Origin of the sequence: Streptomyces sp. NPDC088785 (assembly GCF_044750685.1) — a bacterium.
Taxonomy (GTDB): Bacteria; Actinomycetota; Actinomycetes; order Streptomycetales; family Streptomycetaceae; genus Streptomyces.
Map to the genome: position 1 here is coordinate 138,460 of NZ_JBIVKH010000010.1, position 20,561 is coordinate 159,020.

Consider the following 20,561-nt stretch of genomic DNA (forward strand, 5'->3'; position numbering starts at 1 on the left):
ATCCAGAAGGAACCTAGGAAGAAAAAGTCCGACTATCAGATGACACGCCCCGAGCCGGCGTTCCCGTCACCCGAATGTCCGGCCGGGGCGTCATCCCGGTGTCAGCCACCGGTGTCGGCCGCCGGTGTCAGTCGCCGGGGGCCGGCTCCATCGGGGCCTTCGCCGCCGGGTCGACGGAGTCGAGGACCGGGTAGGGGCGCGGATAGGGCGCGCCGAGACCGTGCGCCGCGGCGAGGCGGTCGGCGAAGGCGGCGGCGATCCGGACCTCGCCGGCGGGGTTGGGGTGGGTGCCGTCCCAGGTGTGCTCGGGAGCGCGGAACTCGGCGGCCGTCTCGGCCACCGCCACCCCCTCCGCCGCGGCGACCGCCCGCAGTTCGCGGTTGGTCGCGTCGACGAGCGCCGCGAACTCCGGGTCGTCGAGGGCCTTGCGGGTTTCCAGGACCGTCCCGATCACGATCTTCAGGCCGGGCGCCGGGCGGCGCGCGTTGGCGAGGAACTCCCGGAGATTGGCCGCGAACTGAGGGGGCGTCACCCCGTACCAGAACAGGTCGTTGATGCCGAGCAGCACCAGCAGGTACTCCGGCTCGTACTCGGCGACCTTCTCCTCGATGACGTCCTTCTCCTGGACGTAGGGCCGGCCCCACTGGGCGTCGTGGTCGCGGTCGAACCCGGGGTCGGCGTAGGTGGCGTCGTCGTCGCCGACCTCGGCCGTGCGGATGTTGTCGAGGGTGTCCTTCGGTCCGACCAGGTCGATGCTCAGGCCCTGGTTCTTCAGGTGCTTCCAGAAGAAGTAGCGCCAGGTCCAGTCGCCGCTGCTGCCGTGACTGATGGAATCGCCGACGATCATGAGAGGGATGTCGCCCTCGGGTGCCTTCTTCATTGCGCCTTGCTCCTCGGGTGTGGGGGTGTCGGGAGGGGGGTTACGGGTGCTGCGCCAGCCCTCACCGGGCACGTACCGCCGCACGATCCGGGCCGGGACGCCCGCGATGACGCAGTGGTCGGGGAAGGTGCCCCGGACCACGGCCCCACCGGCGACGACGACGTGCCGGCCCAGCCGCGCGCCGGGCAGCACGATCGCTCCGGTGCCGAGCCAGCAGCCGTCCCCGATCACCACCGGCGCGTTGACGGGAAGCTGGCGCCCGATGGGGCGCCGGGGGTCGCTGTAGCCGTGGTTCTGGTCGGTGACGTACACGTACGGCGCGAGGAAGACGTCGTCCCCGATCCGTACCGACCGGTGGCCCACGATGTGGCTGCCCCGACCGATCGAGCACCGGGCGCCGATCCGCACGACGAGCTCGCCCCCGAGGTCCTGCCCCGGGCCGTAGCCGGCGCTGATGCTGACCTGGGCGCCGACCAGGGTGTGGTCCCCGATCGTGATGGCCTGCTCGCCGAAGACGGCGCCCGGCGGGAAGGCCAGGCACGCCCCGTCCCCGAGCCGGGCGAACCGATGACGGCCCGGCTGCCCCGCGGACACCCGGCCGTACGTCTCGGCGAACGCCCAGGCGCGCCGCACGAGGGCGACGGCGAGACGGTGCAACAGCGGGACTGGCATGGGGAGTGCATATCCACTGCCGGGCGTCCCGGAATCGGGAAGGACCGGGATGAGTCGCCAGATTCCACCGTTCGGATGACGCGGCACGCATCGCGTTTCCGAAGAGCGGCGGAGGGCACCCAAGACCGGCCGACGGGCGAGGAGTTCGCGGCCGGGAGGACGCGCGCCGCTCTCACGGACCCCCGCGGCCCGCCGTCTCAGCGTCGGCGTCGGCGTCCGACGCTCGTGTCACGCCAGGTGCATGTCCACGACGATGGTCTTGCCGTGCAGGCCGCTGTCGACGCGGACGCCGGTGCACAGGCGGTGGACCAGGCGCCAGCCGAAACCGCCGGGGGTCCCGGGATCGAGGGCCGAGGTCCGCGGGTGGTGCGGGCTCGCGTCCGTGACCTCCATGCGCAGCCGGTCGCCGAGGGCGGAGGCGCGGAAGTGGAGGAGGCCGCCCGCGTGGTGCACCGTGTTGGCGACGAGCTCGCTGGCCACCAGCTGGACGTCCCCGAGCACGCGCTCGGCGTCGGCGGGCAGCAGTCCGGCCAGGGCACGCACCGCGAGGTCGGCCACCTGAGGACGGACCGCCGCCGCATCACTCGTCTCGACGACCCCCATGTTCAGGGGAACGCAGTCAATCAGCATCAGGGAACCCACCTGTCGTGCCGGGCTTCAGGACACACACGTCAGCCGCCACTCCCTCATTCCCGGTCACCTCCCTCTCATGCATCGCAGAGGCCCACGAGTTCGCGTACCGGCCAAGGGTGCCGCCGGGCCGTGTCCCGCCGCGCGGAGCGGGTAGGTCTCGGGTGAGCGGCTCGTTCGCACAGACGTTGGACTTTCGCTGTGCAGGTGACCGGCCCGGCCGCCCCCGCGTCTGCAAGGGACTTCGACATGGCACGTGGCACAGTGAAGTGGTTCAACTCCGACCGCGGGTATGGCTTCATCACCCCCGAGGGCGACGGGCTCGACGTGTTCGTCGGCAGCGCCGGCGCCGAGGACGGCGGGGTGCTGACCGAGGGCGAGGCGGTCACCTACGACATCGTCGACGGCCCCAAGGGCCCGGTGGCCGAGAACATCACGCGCGTCGGGGCCGAGGACGCCGCGCCCTCGCTCTGAGCGCTGCCGCGCGGCACGACGCGGCGGCACCGCTCAGGCGTCCAGCGCCTCCGCGACGCTCGGGTGGCAGGACAGCACGTGGTGCACACCCACGAGTTCGACCACCCGCCACACCGGACCGTCGAGGCCCGCCAGGCGCAGCCAGCCGCCCGCCTCCTCCGCGGCGCGGTGCCCCGTGAGCAGCGCGTTGATGCCGGTGGAGTCCATGAAGGTGACCGCGCTCAGGTCCAGCACCGTGCGGGCCCCGCCGGCCGTCGCGGTGCTCGCCCCGCTCAGGGCCTCGCTGAGCAGCGGGATGGTGGAGGCGTCGATCTCGCCCGCGGCGGTGAGGACCTCGGCATCGGCGTGCGAGGCCCGGGTGATCGAGAGGCGGGCGGATGGCTGGACCGCCGCCTCGGGGATGTCGTTCACGTGCTCCTCAACCCTTACCTGTCGCTCCGTGCCGAGCGGCGCCGAGTGAGTGGCATCCTACGCAGTCCGGCGCGCGGTCGGCGGGGCGCCGGGTAATCTGAGGCACTGCCGATGCCGTCCACCGGCATCCATGGAGCAAGACTGCGAGGGCCGTGAATGCCGGACCGTGCCGGACCGGATTCACGCGATGAATCGGACGGTCCCGAACCGCTGGAGATATCCGTCGCGCTGGACGGTGGCACGGGCTGCATCGGGCAGGCCCGCGACACCGCGGCCCGCTTCCTGACGGAGGCCCGTGACGTGCACCGGGTGGCGGTGGCGGAGCGCGCCGTGCAGAACGCGCAACTGGTCGTCAGCGAGCTCGTGACCAACGTGGTCAAGTACGCCCCCGGCCCGGCCCTGCTCCAGATGCGGATCCAGGACGGCCTGGTGCTCGTCGAGGTGTGGGACAGCGATCCCCGGCAGCCCGCCGTGCGGGACACCGACCCGCAGCGCATCGGCCAGCACGGACTCGAGATCGTCTCCCTGCTCGCGCGGTCGCTGACCGTGCAGCCGACCTCCGTGGGCAAGCGCGTCACCGTGTCCCTCGACCTGACGCCCTCCACCTCTCCGCACGCGGCCTGACCCTCCCCGCGCCGCGCTCCCGTTCGCGCCGCTGCCCAAGACCGGTCCCGCTGTGAAGAGTGACCCCGGCGAATGTGGACACCCCGTACAACGTGCCGCCGTCGGCTGTCGCCCACCGGGCCCGCACGGTCATCCGTGCGCACGGCTCCCGCCGAGCGGTCGGCGCCCCTGTCTGGAGGTCACGCATGAATGGTGTCAGCGCATCCGATCCACTGGCCGCCCTGACCGGCGCGGGTGTGTCGGTATGGCTCGACGACCTGTCCCGCGAACTCCTGTCCGGCGGTGAGCTGGACAAGCTCGTCGCGGACCAGCACGTGGCCGGAGTCACCACGAACCCCACCATCTTCGCCACGGCGTTGACCAAGGGCACCCTGTACGACGATCAGCTGCACCGCCTGGGCCGGGAGGGGAGCGGTGTCGACGCCGCGGTCCTCGCCCTCACCACGGACGACGTGCGCACGGGGTGCCGGGCGCTCCGTCACGTGCACGAGCGGACCGGGACCGTCGACGGCCGGGTGTCGATCGAGGTCGACCCCCGCCTCGCGCACGACACCGCCGCCACCGTCGCCCAGGCGGTCATGCTGTGGGACACCGTCGGGGAGCCGAATCTGCTGGTCAAGATCCCCGCCACCCGTGAGGGACTGGCGGCGGTCACCGAGGTCGTCGCCCAGGGCGTCAGCGTCAACGCCACCCTGGTGTTCTCCCTGGACCGCTACCGCGCGGTGCTGGACGCCTACCAGAGCGGTCTGGAGCGGGCCCGGTCCGCGGGACGCGATCTGGCGGGCATCCACTCGGTCGCGTCGTTCTTCGTCTCCCGGGTCGACACCGAGGTGGACCGGCGCCTCGACGCGCTGGGCACCCCCGAGGCCGCGGAGCTCAAGGGGCGGGCGGCGATCGCCAACGCCCTCCTCGCCCACCAGGTGTACGAGGAGGTGACGGCCGGCGCCCGCTGGCAGTCCCTGGCGGCCGCGGGCGCCCGTACACAGCGCCCGCTGTGGGCTTCCACCGGGGTCAAGGACCCCGCCTATCCCGACACCATGTACGTCAGCGGACTCGTCCTCGCCGGCACGGTCAACACCATGCCCGCGAGCACCCTGGCCGCGTTCGCCGACCACGGCACGGTCCCGGCCGGGGACCCGGTGCCCGTGCGCCGCGCCGCCGCCACGGCCCACTTCGCCGCCCTCGCGCGGGTCGGGGTCGACTTCGCGGACGTCACGGAGACGCTGGAGCGCGAGGGCCTGACGAAGTTCGAGAAGAGCTGGGCCGAACTGGGCGCGTCCGTGCGGCGCGTCATGGGTCCCGACCGGGCCACGGGCGACGCCGAGAAGACCGGCGACGCCGTGGGCTCCAAGGACGCCAAGGACACCAAGGACACCGTGCGCCCCACGGACGCCGTTTCGGAGAAGTCGCCCGGCGGGCCGGGCAGCCGGGCGCGGAGCGATTCCCTGCTGCGGATCTATCTCAACGACCATCTGTCCGGCGCGACCGGCGGCCTGGAACTCGCGCGGCGTGCCGCGAGCGCGCAGCGGGGCGGTGCGCACGGCGCAGCCCTCGCCGCGCTGGCCGCGGAGATCGAGGAGGACCGCGTCGCGCTCGCCCAGATCATGGCCGACCTGGGGGTGGGCGTCGACCGGGGCATGGTCGCTCTGGGGTGGCTCGCGGAGAAGGCGGGCCGGCTCAAGCCCAACGGGCACCTGCTCTCCCGCTCCCCGCTCAGCGACCTCCTGGAGATCGAGGCCCTGCTCCTGGGGGTGCGCGGCAAGGCGGCCTGCTGGCGCGCCCTGCGCGAGGTGGCGGCCCCCGAGCCGAGGCTGGACGCGCGGCACCTGGACGCCCTGCTCGAACGGGCCGAGCGGCAGCTCGCGACCCTCGAAGACATGCGCCGGGCGGTGGCCGCGCGGACGCTCGGCCGCCCCGCCCGCACCCCGGACCACCGCCCGGGCCCGGTGGCCGGGACCAACCCGAAGGAGCAGCGACATGGCGAGTGACAAGGCCGGGAAGCGGCCGCGCCCCGGCCGGTCGGTGACACCGCCGGTGGCGCACGACGCCGGGTGGGACGAGACCGACGTACGCGCGGTGGACACGGTCCGGCTGCTCGCGGCCGACGCGGTGCAGAAAGCCGGCAACGGCCATCCCGGTACGGCGATGAGCCTGGCCCCCCTGGCCTATCTGCTGTTCCAGAACGTCATGCGGCACGACCCGGCGGACGACCAGTGGCTGGGGCGCGACCGGTTCGTGCTGTCCTGCGGCCATTCCAGCCTGACGCTCTACCTCCAGCTCTGCCTGGCGGGCTACGGGCTGGAGGTGGAGGACATCGCGGCGTACCGGACCTGGGGCTCGACGACGCCCGGGCATCCCGAGCACCGGCACACCCGCGGGGTGGAGATCACGACCGGGCCGCTGGGGCAGGGACTGGCGAGCGCGGTGGGCATGGCGATGGCGGCCCGGCGCGAGCGCGGCCTGCTCGACCCCGACGCCGAACCCGGCGCCAGCCCCTTCGACCACCACGTGTACGTCATCGCCTCGGACGGCGACATGATGGAGGGCGTCACCCACGAGGCGGCCTCCCTGGCCGGGCACCAGGAACTCGGCAACCTCGTCGTCTTCTACGACTCCAACCACATCTCCATCGAGGACGACACCGACATCTCCTTCAGCGAGGACGTCGCGGCCCGGCACGCCGCCTACGGGTGGCATGTGCAGACGGTCGACTGGACCGGCACCGACGCGTACACGGAGGACGTCGACGCGCTCCTGGCCGCCATCGACGCGGCGCGCGAGGACACCGGCCGGCCGTCGCTGATCGTGCTGCGCACCCTCATCGGCTGGCCGGCGCCGACCAAGCAGAACAGCGGCAAGGCGCACGGCTCGGCGCTGGGCGAGGACGAGATCGCCGCCACGAAACGGCTGCTCGGCTTCGATCCGGACGCCCGCTTCACCCTTGAGGACCGGGTGCTGGCCCGTACCCGCCAGGCCCGGGACCGCGGCCGTGCGGCGCGGGAGCGCTGGGAGACGCTCTTCGCCGCGTGGCGGGACGCGCACCCGCGGCGCGCGGCGCTGCTGGAGCGGCTCCGGGCCCAACGCCTCCCCGACGGCTGGGCCGACGCCCTCCCCGTCTTCCCCGCCGACGCCAAGGGCATGGCCACCCGCGCCGCGTCCGGCGCCGTCCTGGACGCCCTGGCACCCGTCCTGCCGGAGCTGTGGGGCGGCTCCGCCGACCTGGCCGGAAGCAACAACACCACCATGGACGGTGAGCCGTCCTTCGTACCGGCGAGCCGTCAGACCAAGGACTACAAGGGCGGGCCGTACGGCCGCACCCTGCACTTCGGCATCCGGGAACACGCCATGGGCGCGATCCTCAACGGCATCGCCCTACAGAGCCTGACCCGGCCCTACGGCGGCACGTTCCTGACGTTCTCCGACTACATGCGCCCCGCCGTGCGCCTGGCCGCGCTGATGCGGCTGCCCGCCACCTACGTCTGGACGCACGACTCCATCGGCCTGGGCGAGGACGGCCCCACCCATCAGCCGGTGGAGCAACTGGCCGCGCTGCGGGCCGTGCCCGGCCTGGACGTCGTGCGCCCCGCCGACGCCAACGAGACCGCCGCCTGCTGGCGTGCCGTCCTGGAGCACACGGACCGCCCCTCGGGGCTGATCCTCAGCCGCCAGAGCCTGCCGGTGCTGGACCGCGAGAACGGCGTGTACGCGGCCGCCGGCGCGGCGGCGCGCGGCGGCTACGTCCTCATCGACGCCGCGCACGGCGCCGACCCCGACGTCATCCTCGTCGCGACCGGCTCCGAGGTCCATCTCGCCCTGGAGGCGCGCGTGTTGCTGAGCGACGACGACCTGGCCGTGCGCGTGGTGTCGATGCCGTGCCGGGAGTGGTTCGCCGAACAGCCCCAGGAGTACCGGGACCGCGTACTGCCGCCGTCCGTGCGGGCGCGCGTCAGCGTCGAGGCGGGCGTCGGCCAGGGCTGGCGCGAGATCGTCGGCGACGCGGGACGCATCGTCGGACTGGAGCACTACGGCGCCTCGGCCGACCAGGAGCGCCTGTACCGCGAGTTCGGCATCACGCCCCACGCCGTCGCGGCGGCCGCGCACGCCAGCGTGGACGACGTCCGGCGCCCGCCGCGGCCCGGCGGCAGGCAGCAGAGCGGCGCCTCCGTCCACGGGGGCACCGGCGACCTCTCCTGACGCCCGGCCCCGGCGGCAGTAGGCTGATCCCACGTCCGAGCCCCCGACGCGGGCCGGCACCGGTTCCCGCGGTGCGCCCGCCCGGACTCTTCGTCCGCCGGGTACGGCGCCCGCGACGCCACCCACCGGAGTGTCGACACCCGACGTCCTGGGAGCTTGTCTTGTCCATGGCCCGATTCCTTGCGGAACAACCCCGTTCGCGCCCGCCCGGGCGGCGTCCGGGCGCCGGGGGGCGCCCCCTCCCCGACCGCGCCGAGGGGAGGGCGTGGTGGTCACCGACCGGATGATGGGCGTGCTCCGCCTGCTGGAGGGGGACGGATGGTCCGACGGCGCGGCGCACGCGGTGACCGAGGCGGCCGGTGTCCTGGGCGTCGACGGGATCATCGTGTGCCTCAGCATCGACGGCGGCAGCGCGCTCGAACCGATGTGGTTCTCCGACCCCGCGGCCCGCGCCTTCAGCGACCTCCAGTTCACCTGTGGTCAGGGGCCGAGCCTGGACAGCATGCGGCACTGTTCGACCGTGCGGGTCGTCGACCTCGACTCCGTCCGCGAGGACCGCTGGCCGGCGCTGACCGCCGTCGACACCGGGCCGACCCGCGGCGTGTTCTGCTTCCCGTTGCGGGTCGGCGCCCTGCGGATCGGCGTCATGACCCTGCTGCGGTCCCGTCCCGGATCGCTGACCGGCACCGCCAACCGGGACGCCGACCTCCTCGCCCGCGCGCTGACGCGCTTCTGTCTGGGGCAGGCCGCCGACGGCAGCCCGGACCGCCCCGATCCGCCCCTGCCCGGGTTCCTGGAGAGCGGGCTCGGCGACGGCGAACTCCCGGAGAACGGCGGCCGGCTGGAGCGGGCGGAGATCCACCAGGCCACCGGCATGCTCAGCGTCCAGCTGCGGCTTCCGCTCCCGGACGCGCTCGTCCGCCTGCGGGCCCTCGCCTACACCAGCGGAGACCCCGTCGGCGACGTGGCCCACGCCATCGTCACCCGGCGGCTCCGGCTGGACGAGGACGACACCGACGACACCGACGACGACCCCCACCCCCTAGACGACAAGGACCCGCCCGCATGAAACGCGACCAGCTCCTGGCACCCGTCTTCGTGGAAATGGCCGACTCCCTCACGGCGGAATTCGACGTGCTGGACCTGCTGCAACGCCTGTGCGGCCACTGCATGGACCTGCTCGGCATCGACGCCGCGGGGGTCATGCTCGCGGACGACGCCGACGTCCTCCAGGTGCTGGCCGCCTCGGACGAGTACACCCGCCTGCTGGAGCTGTTCGCCCTCCAGCACACCGAAGGCCCCTGCCAGGAGTGCTACCGCACCGGCGCTCCACTGACCGGCGTCGACCTGACGACCAATCAGTCCATGCGCGCATGGCCCCACTTCACCCCCGCCGCACTGGAGGGCGGGCTGTCCGGCGCCAGCGCGCTGCCCCTGAAACTGCGCGGACGCACCATCGGCGTGCTCGGACTGTTCAGCGTCAGCCCGCAGCCGCTGACGGACACCGATCTGGCCCTGGGGCAGGCGCTGGCCGACGTCGCCACCATCGCCCTGCTGCAACAGCGCACCATCGACGCGGTGGAGACCGAACGCGACCAGCTCCAGCACGCCCTGCACAGCCGCATCGCCGTCGAGCAGGCCAAGGGCGTCCTCGCCGAACGCTGGAACACCACGCCCGACGCCGCCTTCCACAGCCTGCGCGCCCACGCCCGCGCCCACCAGCTGACCCTGACCGCCCTCGCCCTCGGCATCACCGACGGCACCTTCGACACCCGCACCATTCCCCGCCCCACCACCGAGCGGTGAGCGCGGGGGCCGGGCGGGACGGGCGGGACCGGTCCTGACCGGGCCGTATCCGCAGTCGTGGCGGTGGGCACCGCGTCGATCCCGGAGGCGGGGTTGCGGGATGCGGCGCCCGGAGCGACAGTGTGGTCGAAGCGGAGACGCTGTGGCCCCCCAGTCCCCGGAGCTGTGGCTCCTGGGGATCTTGCGGAGGCATGAGTTGGATATCGGGGTGCGGCGGCCTGGCACCATGTCGACGGCCGCGCGAACACGAGCGCTCGAGGACGAGATCGTCCACCTCAGGCGTGCGATCACGTCGCACGCGGTGGTCGACCAGGCGATCGGTGTCGTTCTGGCCACCGGGCACATCGAGCCGGCCGAGGCCTGGGACGTGCTGCGGGAGATCTCGATGCACACCAACACCAAGGTGCGCGTCGTGGCCGAGGCGATCGTCGGCTGGGCCCGGACCGGCCTGCTCCCCACGGAGATCCGCACGGAGCTGGAACAACAGCTGTGCGCGCGGCAGCGGTTCACCGCGCGGGAGGCGGCCCGCACGCGCGAGCGCCGGGAGCCCGGGCCGTAGGCCGACGGCAGCAGGGTGCGGGCGGGCAGGCGCGGGGTGATCGTCGGCTGGGCCCGGACCGGCCTGCTCCCCACCGAGATCCGCACGGAGCTGGAACAACAGCTGTGCGCGCGGCAGCGGTTCACCGCGCGGGAGGCGGCCCGCACGCGCGAGCGCCGGGAGCCCGGGCCGTAGGCCGACGGCAGCAGGGTGCGGGCGGGCAGGCGCGCGGCGATCAGCGTGCGGCCAGCAACTGCCGCGCCGTTCGCGCCCGTTCCGTCCCGGCCGGGTACGGGAGGGTCCGCGCCAGCGCCTCGGATGCGCCGAGCGCCCGTGCTCCCGCGGCGCCGCCGAGGGCCACCGCGTGGACCACCCCGGCGTCCACCTCGGCCAGCCGCTCCCCCGTGCTCCGGGCCCGCTCCAGCTCGCGCCCGGCGATCCGGCGGGCCGGCTCCCGCTCCCCGGCGAGCAGGTGGCCCCACGCCGCGAGCACCGGCGCCTCGCCGTCCCGCAGCAGCCCCGCGACCAGGCCCGGCCGCGCCCGGCGCAGCGCGAGTTCGGCGCGGGCGGTCCGCACCTCGAACCGCGCCTGCTGGTCCATCCCCGCCGACCGCTCGGCCCGGTCGAGCAGCGGTGCGGCCCGCTCGGTGCGGCCGTCGCGCATGCGGACCCGCCCCAGCGCGGTCAGCGCGTACGGGAGCGACCAGGCGTCGTCGGCGTCGACCCCGGCCACGGCCGCCTCGGCGGTCTCCTCGGCCGCCGCGGACTCGCCGAGCAGCAGCCACAGTTCGGCCAGGTTGGCGCGCTCGAAGGCGGCGGCCGTGGGGTCGCCGGACTCCTCGGCGAGGCCGAGCGCCCGCCGCCCGGTGTCGACGGCCTCCCGCAGCCGTCCCTCGCGCCGGGCGTTCTCCCGCAGGACCGAGAGGACGGAGCCGAGCAGCGCCGAGTCCCCGTACGCCTCGGCGGGCGCGAGCGCCCGGTCCGCGGCCTGCCTGGCCTCCCGGAAGCGGCCGGCCAGCGCCAGGTCGGTGGCCTGGCCGGCGTGGCAGCGGGCGAGCAGGCCCTGGCCGACGACGCCGGGCACGCGCAGCGCGGCGTCCAGGGCCTCGCGCGTGGCGGCGTACCCGTCCATGTACCGCCCGCGCACGCGGAGCGCGACGCCCCGGGACAGGTGGTGGGCGGCGGTGGGCTCGGGGCCGGTCCCCTCGGTCGGCGGGTGGGCGCGCAGCACGTCGAGGCCCGCCGCCGGGTTCTCGGCCTTGACCAGCGTCTCGGCGAGCCGGGCCGCCGCGAGCACCGTGTCGTCGTGGTCGCCGCGCCGCGCGAACTCCGCGAGCGCGAGCCGCAGGACGGCCGCCGCCTGCGTGAAGTCGCCCATGCGGCGCAGCACTTGGGCGTGGCCGAGGCGGGCGCGGGCGGCGTCCACGTCGAGCCGGGCCACCAGGTCGCGGTAGTAGCGGTCGGCGGTGTCGTTGGCGTAGACGGCCGCGGCCCGTTCCGCGGCCCTGCGCAGGTACGCGGCCGCGCGCGGGTCGTCGGCGCGGGCGAAGTGCGAGGCGAGGGTGTCGACGGCGTCGGGGCGGCGGCGCAGCACCGTCTGTGCGAACGCGGCGTGCAGTTGCCTGCGGCGCACGGCGGTCAGCCGCTCGTAGCAGGTGAGCCGGACGAGGGGGTGCCGGAAGGCGAGGCCCGCCTCGGCCCGTCCGGCGACCACCACCTGCCGTTCCTCGACGAGGGCCGCGCCGATGGCGTCCTCCAGGGCGTCGGCGGCGGCGGCCGCGTCGAGCGGGGGCCGCAGCCCGTGCTCGGCGATGTCGAGGAGTTCGCCGAGCGCGGTCTCCCCGCCCGCGACGGCGAGCGCCTCGACGATCCGCCGGGTGTCCGGGCCGAGCCGTCCGAGCCGGACGCCCACCAGTTGCCGGACGCCGTCGGGGGGTTCGTCGGCGCACGGGTGCCGGGCGAGTTCCAGGGCGAACAGCGGGTTGCCGAGGGAGAGTTCCCAGACCCGGTCGAGCCGCTGGGGTGGGGCGCCGCCGTCGCGGGCCACGGCCAGGCAGGCCTCCCGGTCGAGGCGGCCGACGTCCTCGCGCACGCACAGTCGGGCGCGCCGCAGTGCGGCGAGCGCCGAGCGGCGCGGGTCGCCGTCGGGCATCTCCTCGTCGCGGTGGGTGACCAGGAACCGCACGTCGGGGCCGTCGGCCGCGGCCCGCCTGGCCAGGTGGCTCAGCAGTTGGAACGAGCCCTCGTCGGCGGCGTGCAGGTCGTCGAGGACGACCAGTACGGGCCGGGCGGCGGCGAGTTCGCCGAGCAGCGCGCCCGCCGCCCGGAACAGCCGGTCCCGCTCCTCCTCCGGCGAGCGCCCGCCCTCGACGCCGGTGCGCCCCAGCGACGGGAGGAACGCGGCGAGTTCGGGATGTTCGGCGGCCACCCGGGCGCGTTCGCCCGCGTCGCCGTCGGCGAGCCAGCCGTCGAGGGCCTCGGCGAACGCCCCGTACGGGGTGTGGCCCTCGGCGTCGTGGCCGCCGCCCCACAGCACGGCGGTGCCCGCCGCCGCGGCGCGCCGGGCGGCTTCTCCGGCCAGGCTGGTCTTGCCGACGCCCGCCTCGCCGGTGAGCAGCGTGATGGGTGGGCCGCCGGGGGCGAGGAGCCGGTGGAGAACGTTGTCACGGCCGCGCAGCGGGCTCTCGGTGGGGGCGCGCAGCGGGGCGGGCAGCGCGGGCGCGTGCAGGGTCGGGGCCGGGGCGTCGGTCAGGGCGAGCCGGTGCAGCCGCTCGGTCTCCGGGCCGGGGCGCACGCCCAGTTCGGTGTCGAGCGCCGCCCGGCACAGGTGGTACTGGCGCACCGCGAGCCGTCGCAGGCCCTGGCGCAGGTGTGTCTCCATCAGGATGCGGTGGGCGGCCTCCGCGGCGGGGGCGGAGGCGAGGACCTTCGCGGCCGCGGCGGCCGCGTCCGCGAAGGTGCCCTGCGCCATGTGGGCGGCGGCGAGCGCGAGGAGCACCTCCTCGCGCAGTGCGGTGAGCCGGTCGCGGCGGGGCTGGACCCAGCGCGCGTACCGGTCCTCGGGGAGCAGTTCGCCGGTGAAGAGGGCGAGGGCGGCGGCGAGTTCGTCCGGGTCGGTGGAGGCGAGGGCGGTGCGGGCCGCCGCCTCGGCGTCGTCGGCGTCGATGCGTACGGTGGCCGGGTCGAGCCGCAGCAGCGCGCCGTCGGTGATCAGGTACGAGGAGGTGGCCCGCGGCGCGAGTCCGGGTTCCAGGGCGCGGCGCGCGGCGTGCAGGGCGACGCGCAGGCTGCCGGTCGCGGACTGCCGGTCGGCGTCCGGCCAGCAGATGTCCATGGCCTGCTCGCGGTGGAGCTGGTGGTCGGGCACGACGGCGAGCAGTTTGACCAGGGTGCGGGCGCTGGGGCGCGGCCAGCGTTCGGCGGGTGCGGGGCCGCCGTCACGACTCGCCGTGAAACCGCCGAAAAGGTGCAGTCGCAGCAGCGGAGCGGCCGGCGTCGTACGGTCCGTGCGCTGCTCGCTCATGAGGGCGCCACTGTAACCGAGCGGGCCGCGGACCCCCCGGGCGAGGCCCGGGGGGTCCGCGGGTGGGGCGGTCCGGGTCAGGACAGCTTGTACGCGGTCACCTGGTGGATGGCGTAGTCGCCCATGTAGTACCCGCCGCCGAACAGGCCGACGAGTCGGTCGCGGCCGGACTTGTCGGCGTTGAGGGACAGCACCTCGTCGACGCCGTCCCCGTCGAGGTCGCCCGCGAAGCAGTCGCGGGCGCCCATGAGTGCGGGGATCTGGCCGACGGACCCGGCCCAGGAGTCGTCGGACTCGAAGATGCTCGGGTCCCACAGGTACAGGCCGCCGTCCACGCCGGCGGCCAGCAGGTCGCGCCCGCCGGGTCCGGTCAGGAAGCCGCCGCCGAACGACATCGGCAGGACGCCCTGCTGCACGTCGTCGCCGCCGGCCCGGAACCGGCGGAACGAGGCGACGCCGCCCTCGTACAGCGCGCCGTCCTTCGCGAAGAAGCTGTTGTGGGTGAGGTAGCCGCCGGAGACCCAGGTGTGCAGCACCTCGCCGGTGCGGCCGTCGCGGATCTCGAACAGGTTCTGCGCGGTGATGGAGCTGACTCCGTCGATCTTGAGGGGCGCGTCGACGTTCCACACGTAGACGACCGCGTGTCCGTCGGCGTACGGGATCTGCGCGGAGGCGAAGACGCCGTGGTTCGGGGTGAGGGTGCGGATCCCGCCGATCGCGTCGGCGGGTGCCTTCGGCGCGGCGGACCAGCGGGTCCTGCCGTTTCTGGCGTCGAGCGCGACCGCGTTCGTCACGGCCGTGTCCAGCTGGTAGGCGTCGAGGCTGGCGTACGAGGCGTACACCCGGCCGTCGGCGGCCGACGGGTCGGCGAAGCGGACGTCGCCCGCGGACGCGGGGGCGCGGTACGTCCACAGGGCGTGGCCGTCGCCGGAGTAGGCGCGCAGGGCGTCGGTGGGGACGAGGATGTCCTGCCGGCCGTCGCCGTCGAGGTCGGTCAGCTCGGCCGTGTGGACGAACTGGCCGCCGCCGTCGATCGTGGCGCGCGTCCTGCCGGTCCTGCCGTCCAGGACGACGGTCGCGGTGTCGGCCGCGACGACGATCTCGGTCCTGCCGTCGCCGTCGACGTCGCCGGTCTCGATGTCGTGCACGGCGCCGGGCAGGGTCGCCCGCCACAGCGCGCGGGGGGTGCCGCCGTCCACGAGGGACGGTCCGGAGTACGCCCACAGGCCGTTCGACGAGCCGCCCATGACGACGTCGTCCTTGCCGTCCTTGTCGAGGTCGGCGCTCTTGGCGTAGGCGATGTCGCCCTGGAGCGGCGTGACGCTCTGCGCCTTGCCGTTGGCGAGCTTGTACGTGCGGATGTTCTGCGACGGGTCGACGATGCGGACGTGCGTGCCCCGGGCGTCGCTGTAGAGGTCCTGGTACATCGCGGACCCGGCGACGCCCTTGGCCTGCCATGCGACGGTGCCCCTGGCGGAGAACACGGTCAGCGACGCGAAGCGGGTGCCGCCGCGGTTCTCGGGGTCCTCGAAGTGGTCGTTGTCCTGCCCGGTCGTGACGAGTCTGCCGTCGGCGACGGACAGGCCGAAGGTGTTCGGCGCGTCGTCGCCGTCGTCGTCGTCCCGCTTGACCGAGTTCGACCAGCGCAGCGCCGTGCCGGTGCCGTCGAGGACGCGCACCGTGGCGGCGTTGATCAGGTAGTTCTCGTCGAGCGAGGACTCGGCGACCGCGATCTCGTCGCCCGTCCGGCCGCCGAGGTCGCCGACGGCCAGCGCGGTGGGGATCACGTTGTCGCGGTCCTGGAGCGTGGCGCGGTGGCCGGTCTTCAGGTCGTAGGCGGCGACCTCGTAGCGCACCGCGTCCGTCGCGTCCGCCTGTTCCAGCGCGACGATCCGCCTGCGGCCGGCGTCCAGCCGCATCTGGCGGTTGTACAGGACGCTGTCGCTCTGCCAGGTGACGGAGCCGTCGGCGGCGTCGAGCAGGAGGGTGCGGCCGCGCGCGTCGACGCCCGCGGCCTTCTCCAGGTTCCAGGAGACGGCGACCTTGCCCTTGCCGAGGTCCTGGATGTCGCCCCAGTTCGCGGGGCGGGCCTCCTTCGTGTCGTACGTCCAGGTCGACGCCGGGGTCGCTCCGCCGTCGGCGCCGGGCGTGAAGCGGATGCCGGTGAGGGTGGCCGTCGCGTCGGCCGGGACCTTCGCGTCGCCGCTCATCCGGGGCGCGTCGGCGATCAGCAGGGTGCCGGCGACGATCTTCACCATGGAGGCGTGGTCGTACAGCTTCGACCAGACCGTGGCGCCGGTCCTGCCGTCGAGGACGGTCACGAAGGTGCCGCTGGTCAGCGGCGAGCCCGGTGAGGTGAACGCGCGCGGGTACGGGCTGGTGCCGACCTGCGCGGTGAACGCCAGGTCCGGTACGCCGTCGCCGGTCAGGTCGCCGGTCGTGTACCCGGAGTCCGAGTGCGGCGAGAACGGCGAGACCGCGTTGTAGCCCATGAGGATCTGCGCCGGGTACGGCTCGGCCCGCCACGGCTGGAGGGGCTTGACCTGCCAGTCCGGGTAGAAGGAGCTGCTGGTGCGGGCCCACTTCGTGCTGCCGTCGGTGGCGTGGAGCTGCACGTAGCCCATGCTGTTGACCGAGAAGTAGTCGCCGTTCCGGCCGGCCGGCACCGTGGCGCCCATGCCGCGCACGCCTTCCAGCGTGGCCTTGGCGGTGGTGGTGACCTGGGTGGCGGGGTCGACGGAGGCCTCGGGGGCGGCGGTGTCCTGCTCACCGGCGCTCTCCCCCGCCTTGGCGTCCGCGCCGCCGGTGGCGGTGTCCGGCGCCTCGGCCCACGGGTCGAGGGTGACGTCGGCGGCGAGCTTCCTGGCCTGGGTGCCGGTCAGCTTCATCGCCGGACCGCTGTCGGCGTCGGCGGCCCGGGCCTGCGGCACGGCGGTCAGGCACAGGCCCGCCGCGACCAGGCCGGAGGCGAGCGCCAGGGCCCGCCGCGCGTGGGGGGCTCTTCCGTGGGCTGTCATCACTTGGCTCCCTGCGTGAAGCGGACGGCGGTGCCGTCGGCGAGCACGGGCTGGTTGGCGGAGTACTGGAGGGCGTCGGTGCCGGACTGGTCCGCGATGCCGACGGTGGCGCCCTTCCCGTGGTCGGCGACCGTCTTGTACTGGAGGGTGACGGCGCCGGTGGCCTCGTCGAAGACGGCCTCGAAGGTGGCGCGACCCGATGTCCCGTTCGCGTAGGCGGCGTTGTTCCAGACGATGGCGAACGTGCGGTGGCCCTTGGTGCCGTTGGTGGCCGTCTGCACCGAGGACTGCTTGTCGAGCGTCAGGTCGTCCCAGAGCGGGGCGATGATGCCCTTCACGCCGTTGGCGCCGGTCGTCGGGAGGGTGCTGTTGGCGTAGTCGCCGACCCGTGCGGACAGGAAGTCGATCAGGCCGTCGGTGGTGACCGACGCCGAGGTGTACGAGACGCCGTAGTGCCGCACCGGGAAGGGCAGCGGCACCTTCACGGCGTCCTCGTCGCCGGACAGGGCGACCTTCTTGGAGCCCGCTGTCCAGGAGTACGCGGCCGGGGCGCAGGAGTTGCCGGCGCCGTCCGTGCGGCGGGGGGCCCGGACGTCCGCCGTCAGGTCCGCGGCGCCGACGGTGAGGGCGGAGGTGTGGACGCCGTTGCAGAGCACCGGGGCGGCCGGGCGCACGGTCAGGGTGTAGGAGCCCTCGGAGACCTCGGCGAAGGCGTACCTGCCCTTGGCGTCGGTGGTGACGGCGCCGAGCGGTGTGCCGGTCAGCTCGACGCGCGCGCCGGGCAGGGCCTTTCCGGTGACGTCGACGACGGTGCCGGAGACCTTGTGCGAGGCGACCGCGTCCAGCGCGACGTCCTGGGTGAGGGACTGCCGGGCGGCGAGGGCGACGCCGGTCGTCGAGCCGTTCGCGTAGCCGTAGCCGCTGAAGGCGAAGGAGTACGTGCCCGGGGTGAGCGGCAGTCGGTAGGTCCCGTCGGTAGCGGTGGTGACCGTGCGGTCGGCGCCCGCGGTGCCGGTGGCCCGCACGGTGATGTGGTCCAGGCCCCGGCCGGTCGCCCGGTCGGTGACCCTGCCGGTGACGGTGGCCGCGGTGTGCGGGGCCCTGTCGACGGAGGCGAGGATGTCGAGCTTGCCCTCGCCCCAGACGTTGTTGGCGCCCGCGGTGCCGCCGCAGTGCGTGTCGTCGACGTCGCGCGCGCCCTCGCCGAGGAGGGTGCGGGTGCCGTCGATGTCGCCGATGAGCGAGGGGGTCGCCGACCACAGCAGCGCGACCGCGCCCGCGACGTGCGGCGTCGCCATCGACGTACCGCTGATGGTGTTGTAGGACGAGCCGGGCCACGCGGACCGGACGTCGACGCCGGGACCGGAGATGTCGGGCTTCGCCGAGCCGTCGATCCGCGACGGGCCGAATCCGGAGAACCCGGCGATCGCGCCGCTCGCGTCGTAGGCGCCGACGCCGTAGGAGTCGGCCTGGGCGCCGGGCGGGTCGGACGTCTCGCAGGTCGCGCCGTCACCGGAGTTGCCCGCGGCGAACGCCTCGAAGATGCCCGCGGCGTCCCAGGCGGCCAGGATGTCCGTGTAGAAGGGGTCGGTGCCGCCGGTCTCCCCCCAGGAGTTGTTGACGATGTTCGGGGCGAGGTCCGGGCGCGGGTGCTGCCCGTTGCGGTCGGTCGGCGCGAGGATCCACTGGCCGGCGGCGAGGAGTTCGTCGTCGGGGCAGAGGTTGTCGGCGCAGGCCTTGGCCGCGATCCACTTCGCGTCCGGCGCGACGCCGATGCCGTTCCGGCCGGCCATCGTGCCCATCGTGTGGGTGCCGTGGCCGTCGGTGTCGCAGGGGGCGGTGCCGGCGCAGCTGCCGGTGGCGTCGTAGAAGTTGTAGTCGTCGCTGAAGGTGCCGTCGCCGTTGTTCCCGCGGTAGTTGGCGACGAGGTCCGGGTGGTCGTACTGCACCCCGGAGTCGATGTTGGCGACGACGATGCCCTCGCCGCGGTCCGCGTACTGGTCCCAGACCTGGTCGGCCCCGATGTCGGCCACGCCCCACGCGGGCGCCGTGTCGCCGTCGCCGTCCGCTGAGGCGTCCGGCCCGGCCGGCGTGGTGCGCGAGGCGGAGACGTTCTTGTCGGAGGTCTCCATGGCGTCGAGCTCGAACGTCCGCTTCTTGACGACCGACGCCACGTCCGGGCGGCGGGCCAGCGCGTCGACGAGGTTCTTGTCGCCGGTGACCTGGATCGTGTTGGCGATCCAGTAGTCCTTGTGGCCGACCTTCTTCTTGTCGAGGAAGGACCTGAGCGGTGCCTGGCTGGCGTCGGCGTGGGCGCGCAGTTCCTTGTAGGCGGCCGTGGCCCTGGCGGCGTGGCCGGTCCGCTTCCTGGGGGCGGACAGGTCCGCCCTGTCCTTCAGGACGATGAAGAACGTCGCGTCGCCGCCGTGGGCGACGGCGCCGCTCAGGGCCGAGTCGATCTTCGCGCCGGCCACGGCGGACGGGGTGTCGGCGGCGGCAGCGGCCGGCATCAGGCCGGCGGTCAGAGCGGTCGCGGCGAGCGCGGCCGTCGCCCATGCGGCTGATCTGCGCCGGGGCGGTCGGGGCAGGTGCATCGGGGGTGCTCCTCCGGGAACGGTGCGGTGGAGTTCGCACGCTAGGAAGCACCCGTTACTGAGGAATTACTGAGCCCGTGCCGCTTCCTCGTCCTCCTCGTCCCAGGCCTGGGTGTCCCTCGGCTCGACGAAGGGTTCGACGCTCTCCGGGTGGCCGGCGGCCATGGCGCGCTGGCGGGTGATCTCGGCGTCGAACTCCAGGCCCAGCAGCAGGGCGAGGTTGGTGAGCCACAGCCAGACGAGGAAGACGATGACGCCCGCCATCGTCCCGTACGTCTTGTTGTACGAGGAGAAGCCGGACACGTAGAAGGAGAAGCCGGCGGATCCCACGAGCCAGATGAGCAGCGCGACGAACCCGCCGGGGGTGACCCAGCGCCAGCCGCGGCCCTTGACGTTCGGTGTGGCCCAGAACAGCAGGGCCATCATCAGCACCACGAGCACGGCCAGCACCGGCCACTTGGCCACCGACCAGATCGCCAGGGCGCTGTCCCCGATGCCGATGGTGCTTCCCGCCTGCTCGGCGATGCCGCCGGTGAACACGACGATCACCGCGCTCGCCATCGCCAGCGCCATCAGCGCGAGGGTGAGGCCGAAGCGCAGCGGGAGCACCTTCCACAGGGGCCGGCCCTCGGGCACGTCGTAGACCTTGTTCGCCGTCCTGACGAACGCCCCCACGTATCCCGAGGCCGTCCAGACGGCGAGCAGGACGCCGATGACGGCCATGATCGATCCGGTTCCCGCGTTGCCCTGCAACTGGGAGACGGACTTGGTGAGGATGTCCCGGACGGGTCCCGGTGCCAGCGTCTCCAGGCCGTCCAGGATCTTCTTGGTGGCGCTCTCCCCCGCCACGCCCAGGATCGCCACCACGACCAGCAGCCCGGGGAAGATCGACAGGACGCCGTAGTAGGTCAACGCCGCCGCGCGGTCCAGGAGTTCGTCCTCCTGGAACTCGCGCAGGCTCCGCTTGAGCACGGCCTTCCAGGCCTTCTTGGGCAGGTCCGTCGGGGAGTCGGGGGCCCGCCGCTCGACGGCCTCGGACGCGCCGAACGCCGCTGTGCCGCTCTCCGTGTCCCGGTCGGAAGGTTCCGTGGCCCGCTCGCCGGCCTGCTCGTCCGTGCTTTTCGTCATGCACACCACGTGTCCCGTCGGCAGGCATGCATGCGTGCGGGCCGTCCCGGCCGTCCGCCCACCGGCCGAT

Annotated in this window: 14 protein-coding genes and 1 pseudogene; 8 read left to right on the forward strand and 7 right to left on the reverse strand. The window is 74.0% G+C overall.

Annotated features, from left to right (window positions below):
* Window positions 1–127 precede the first annotated feature (127 nt).
* Window positions 128–1,552, reverse strand: a complete 1,425-nt coding sequence (locus ACIP5K_RS25415; protein WP_401412979.1) for a GDSL-type esterase/lipase family protein — start codon at window positions 1,550–1,552, stop codon at window positions 128–130.
* Window positions 1,553–1,780: 228 nt separating this feature from the next.
* Entirely contained in the window at window positions 1,781–2,182 is a 402-nt protein-coding gene (locus ACIP5K_RS25420) for an ATP-binding protein (protein WP_401412980.1), read from the reverse strand.
* Between the two features lie 249 nt (window positions 2,183–2,431).
* Between ACIP5K_RS25420 and ACIP5K_RS25425 the strand changes: the two genes are divergently transcribed.
* On the forward strand, window positions 2,432–2,656 hold the full coding sequence (locus ACIP5K_RS25425) for a cold-shock protein (protein ID WP_401412982.1): 225 nt from the start codon (window positions 2,432–2,434) through the stop codon (window positions 2,654–2,656).
* A gap of 33 nt (window positions 2,657–2,689) precedes the next feature.
* Here ACIP5K_RS25425 and ACIP5K_RS25430 read toward each other — a convergent pair whose 3' ends face one another.
* Window positions 2,690–3,067 carry an STAS domain-containing protein gene (locus ACIP5K_RS25430; RefSeq protein ID WP_401412984.1) on the reverse strand — a complete coding sequence of 126 codons (378 nt, stop codon included), beginning with the start codon at window positions 3,065–3,067 and terminating at the stop codon, window positions 2,690–2,692.
* Between the two features lie 156 nt (window positions 3,068–3,223).
* On the opposite strand from ACIP5K_RS25430, the gene ACIP5K_RS25435 reads away from it, so the two are divergent.
* The 7 genes and pseudogenes from ACIP5K_RS25435 (at window position 3,224) to ACIP5K_RS25465 (ending at window position 10,424) form a co-directional block, all read left to right on the forward strand.
* Window positions 3,224–3,691, forward strand: coding sequence for an ATP-binding protein (locus ACIP5K_RS25435; RefSeq protein WP_401412987.1), 468 nt, complete (start codon window positions 3,224–3,226; stop codon window positions 3,689–3,691).
* Window positions 3,692–3,876: 185 nt separating this feature from the next.
* Window positions 3,877–5,010 (forward strand): annotated as a pseudogene (gene tal, locus ACIP5K_RS25440) (transaldolase); the annotation flags it as partial.
* Window positions 5,011–5,668: 658 nt separating this feature from the next.
* On the forward strand, window positions 5,669–7,885 hold the full coding sequence (gene tkt, locus ACIP5K_RS25445) for a transketolase (protein ID WP_401412989.1): 2,217 nt from the start codon (window positions 5,669–5,671) through the stop codon (window positions 7,883–7,885).
* A 265-nt stretch (window positions 7,886–8,150) separates the two neighbouring features.
* Complete coding sequence (locus ACIP5K_RS25450; protein ID WP_401412990.1) at window positions 8,151–8,954, forward strand: ANTAR domain-containing protein; 804 nt, start codon at window positions 8,151–8,153, stop codon at window positions 8,952–8,954.
* Window positions 8,951–9,691 (forward strand): GAF domain-containing protein, encoded by a 741-nt coding sequence (locus ACIP5K_RS25455; protein WP_401412992.1) that lies wholly within the window; start codon window positions 8,951–8,953, stop codon window positions 9,689–9,691. Before ACIP5K_RS25450 ends, ACIP5K_RS25455 begins: the two co-directional genes overlap by 4 nt.
* A gap of 226 nt (window positions 9,692–9,917) precedes the next feature.
* Window positions 9,918–10,250 carry an ANTAR domain-containing protein gene (locus ACIP5K_RS25460; protein ID WP_401412993.1) on the forward strand — a complete coding sequence of 111 codons (333 nt, stop codon included), beginning with the start codon at window positions 9,918–9,920 and terminating at the stop codon, window positions 10,248–10,250.
* Window positions 10,251–10,286: 36 nt separating this feature from the next.
* A complete protein-coding gene (locus ACIP5K_RS25465; protein ID WP_401412995.1) occupies window positions 10,287–10,424 on the forward strand; it encodes a hypothetical protein in 138 nt (45 codons plus the stop codon).
* A 40-nt stretch (window positions 10,425–10,464) separates the two neighbouring features.
* Here the strand turns inward: ACIP5K_RS25465 and ACIP5K_RS25470 are convergent, their stop codons facing one another.
* The 4 genes from ACIP5K_RS25470 to ACIP5K_RS25485 form a co-directional block, all read right to left on the reverse strand.
* Entirely contained in the window at window positions 10,465–13,752 is a 3,288-nt protein-coding gene (locus tag ACIP5K_RS25470; RefSeq protein ID WP_401412997.1) for an ATP-binding protein, read from the reverse strand.
* Window positions 13,753–13,829: 77 nt separating this feature from the next.
* Complete coding sequence (locus ACIP5K_RS25475; protein ID WP_401412998.1) at window positions 13,830–16,769, reverse strand: FG-GAP-like repeat-containing protein; 2,940 nt, start codon at window positions 16,767–16,769, stop codon at window positions 13,830–13,832.
* On the reverse strand, window positions 16,769–19,363 hold the full coding sequence (locus ACIP5K_RS25480) for a S8 family serine peptidase (RefSeq protein WP_401413000.1): 2,595 nt from the start codon (window positions 19,361–19,363) through the stop codon (window positions 16,769–16,771). Before ACIP5K_RS25480 ends, ACIP5K_RS25475 begins: the two co-directional genes overlap by 1 nt.
* A 66-nt stretch (window positions 19,364–19,429) precedes the next feature.
* On the reverse strand, window positions 19,430–20,491 hold the full coding sequence (locus tag ACIP5K_RS25485; RefSeq protein ID WP_401413002.1) for a YihY/virulence factor BrkB family protein: 1,062 nt from the start codon (window positions 20,489–20,491) through the stop codon (window positions 19,430–19,432).
* Window positions 20,492–20,561 lie beyond the last annotated feature (70 nt).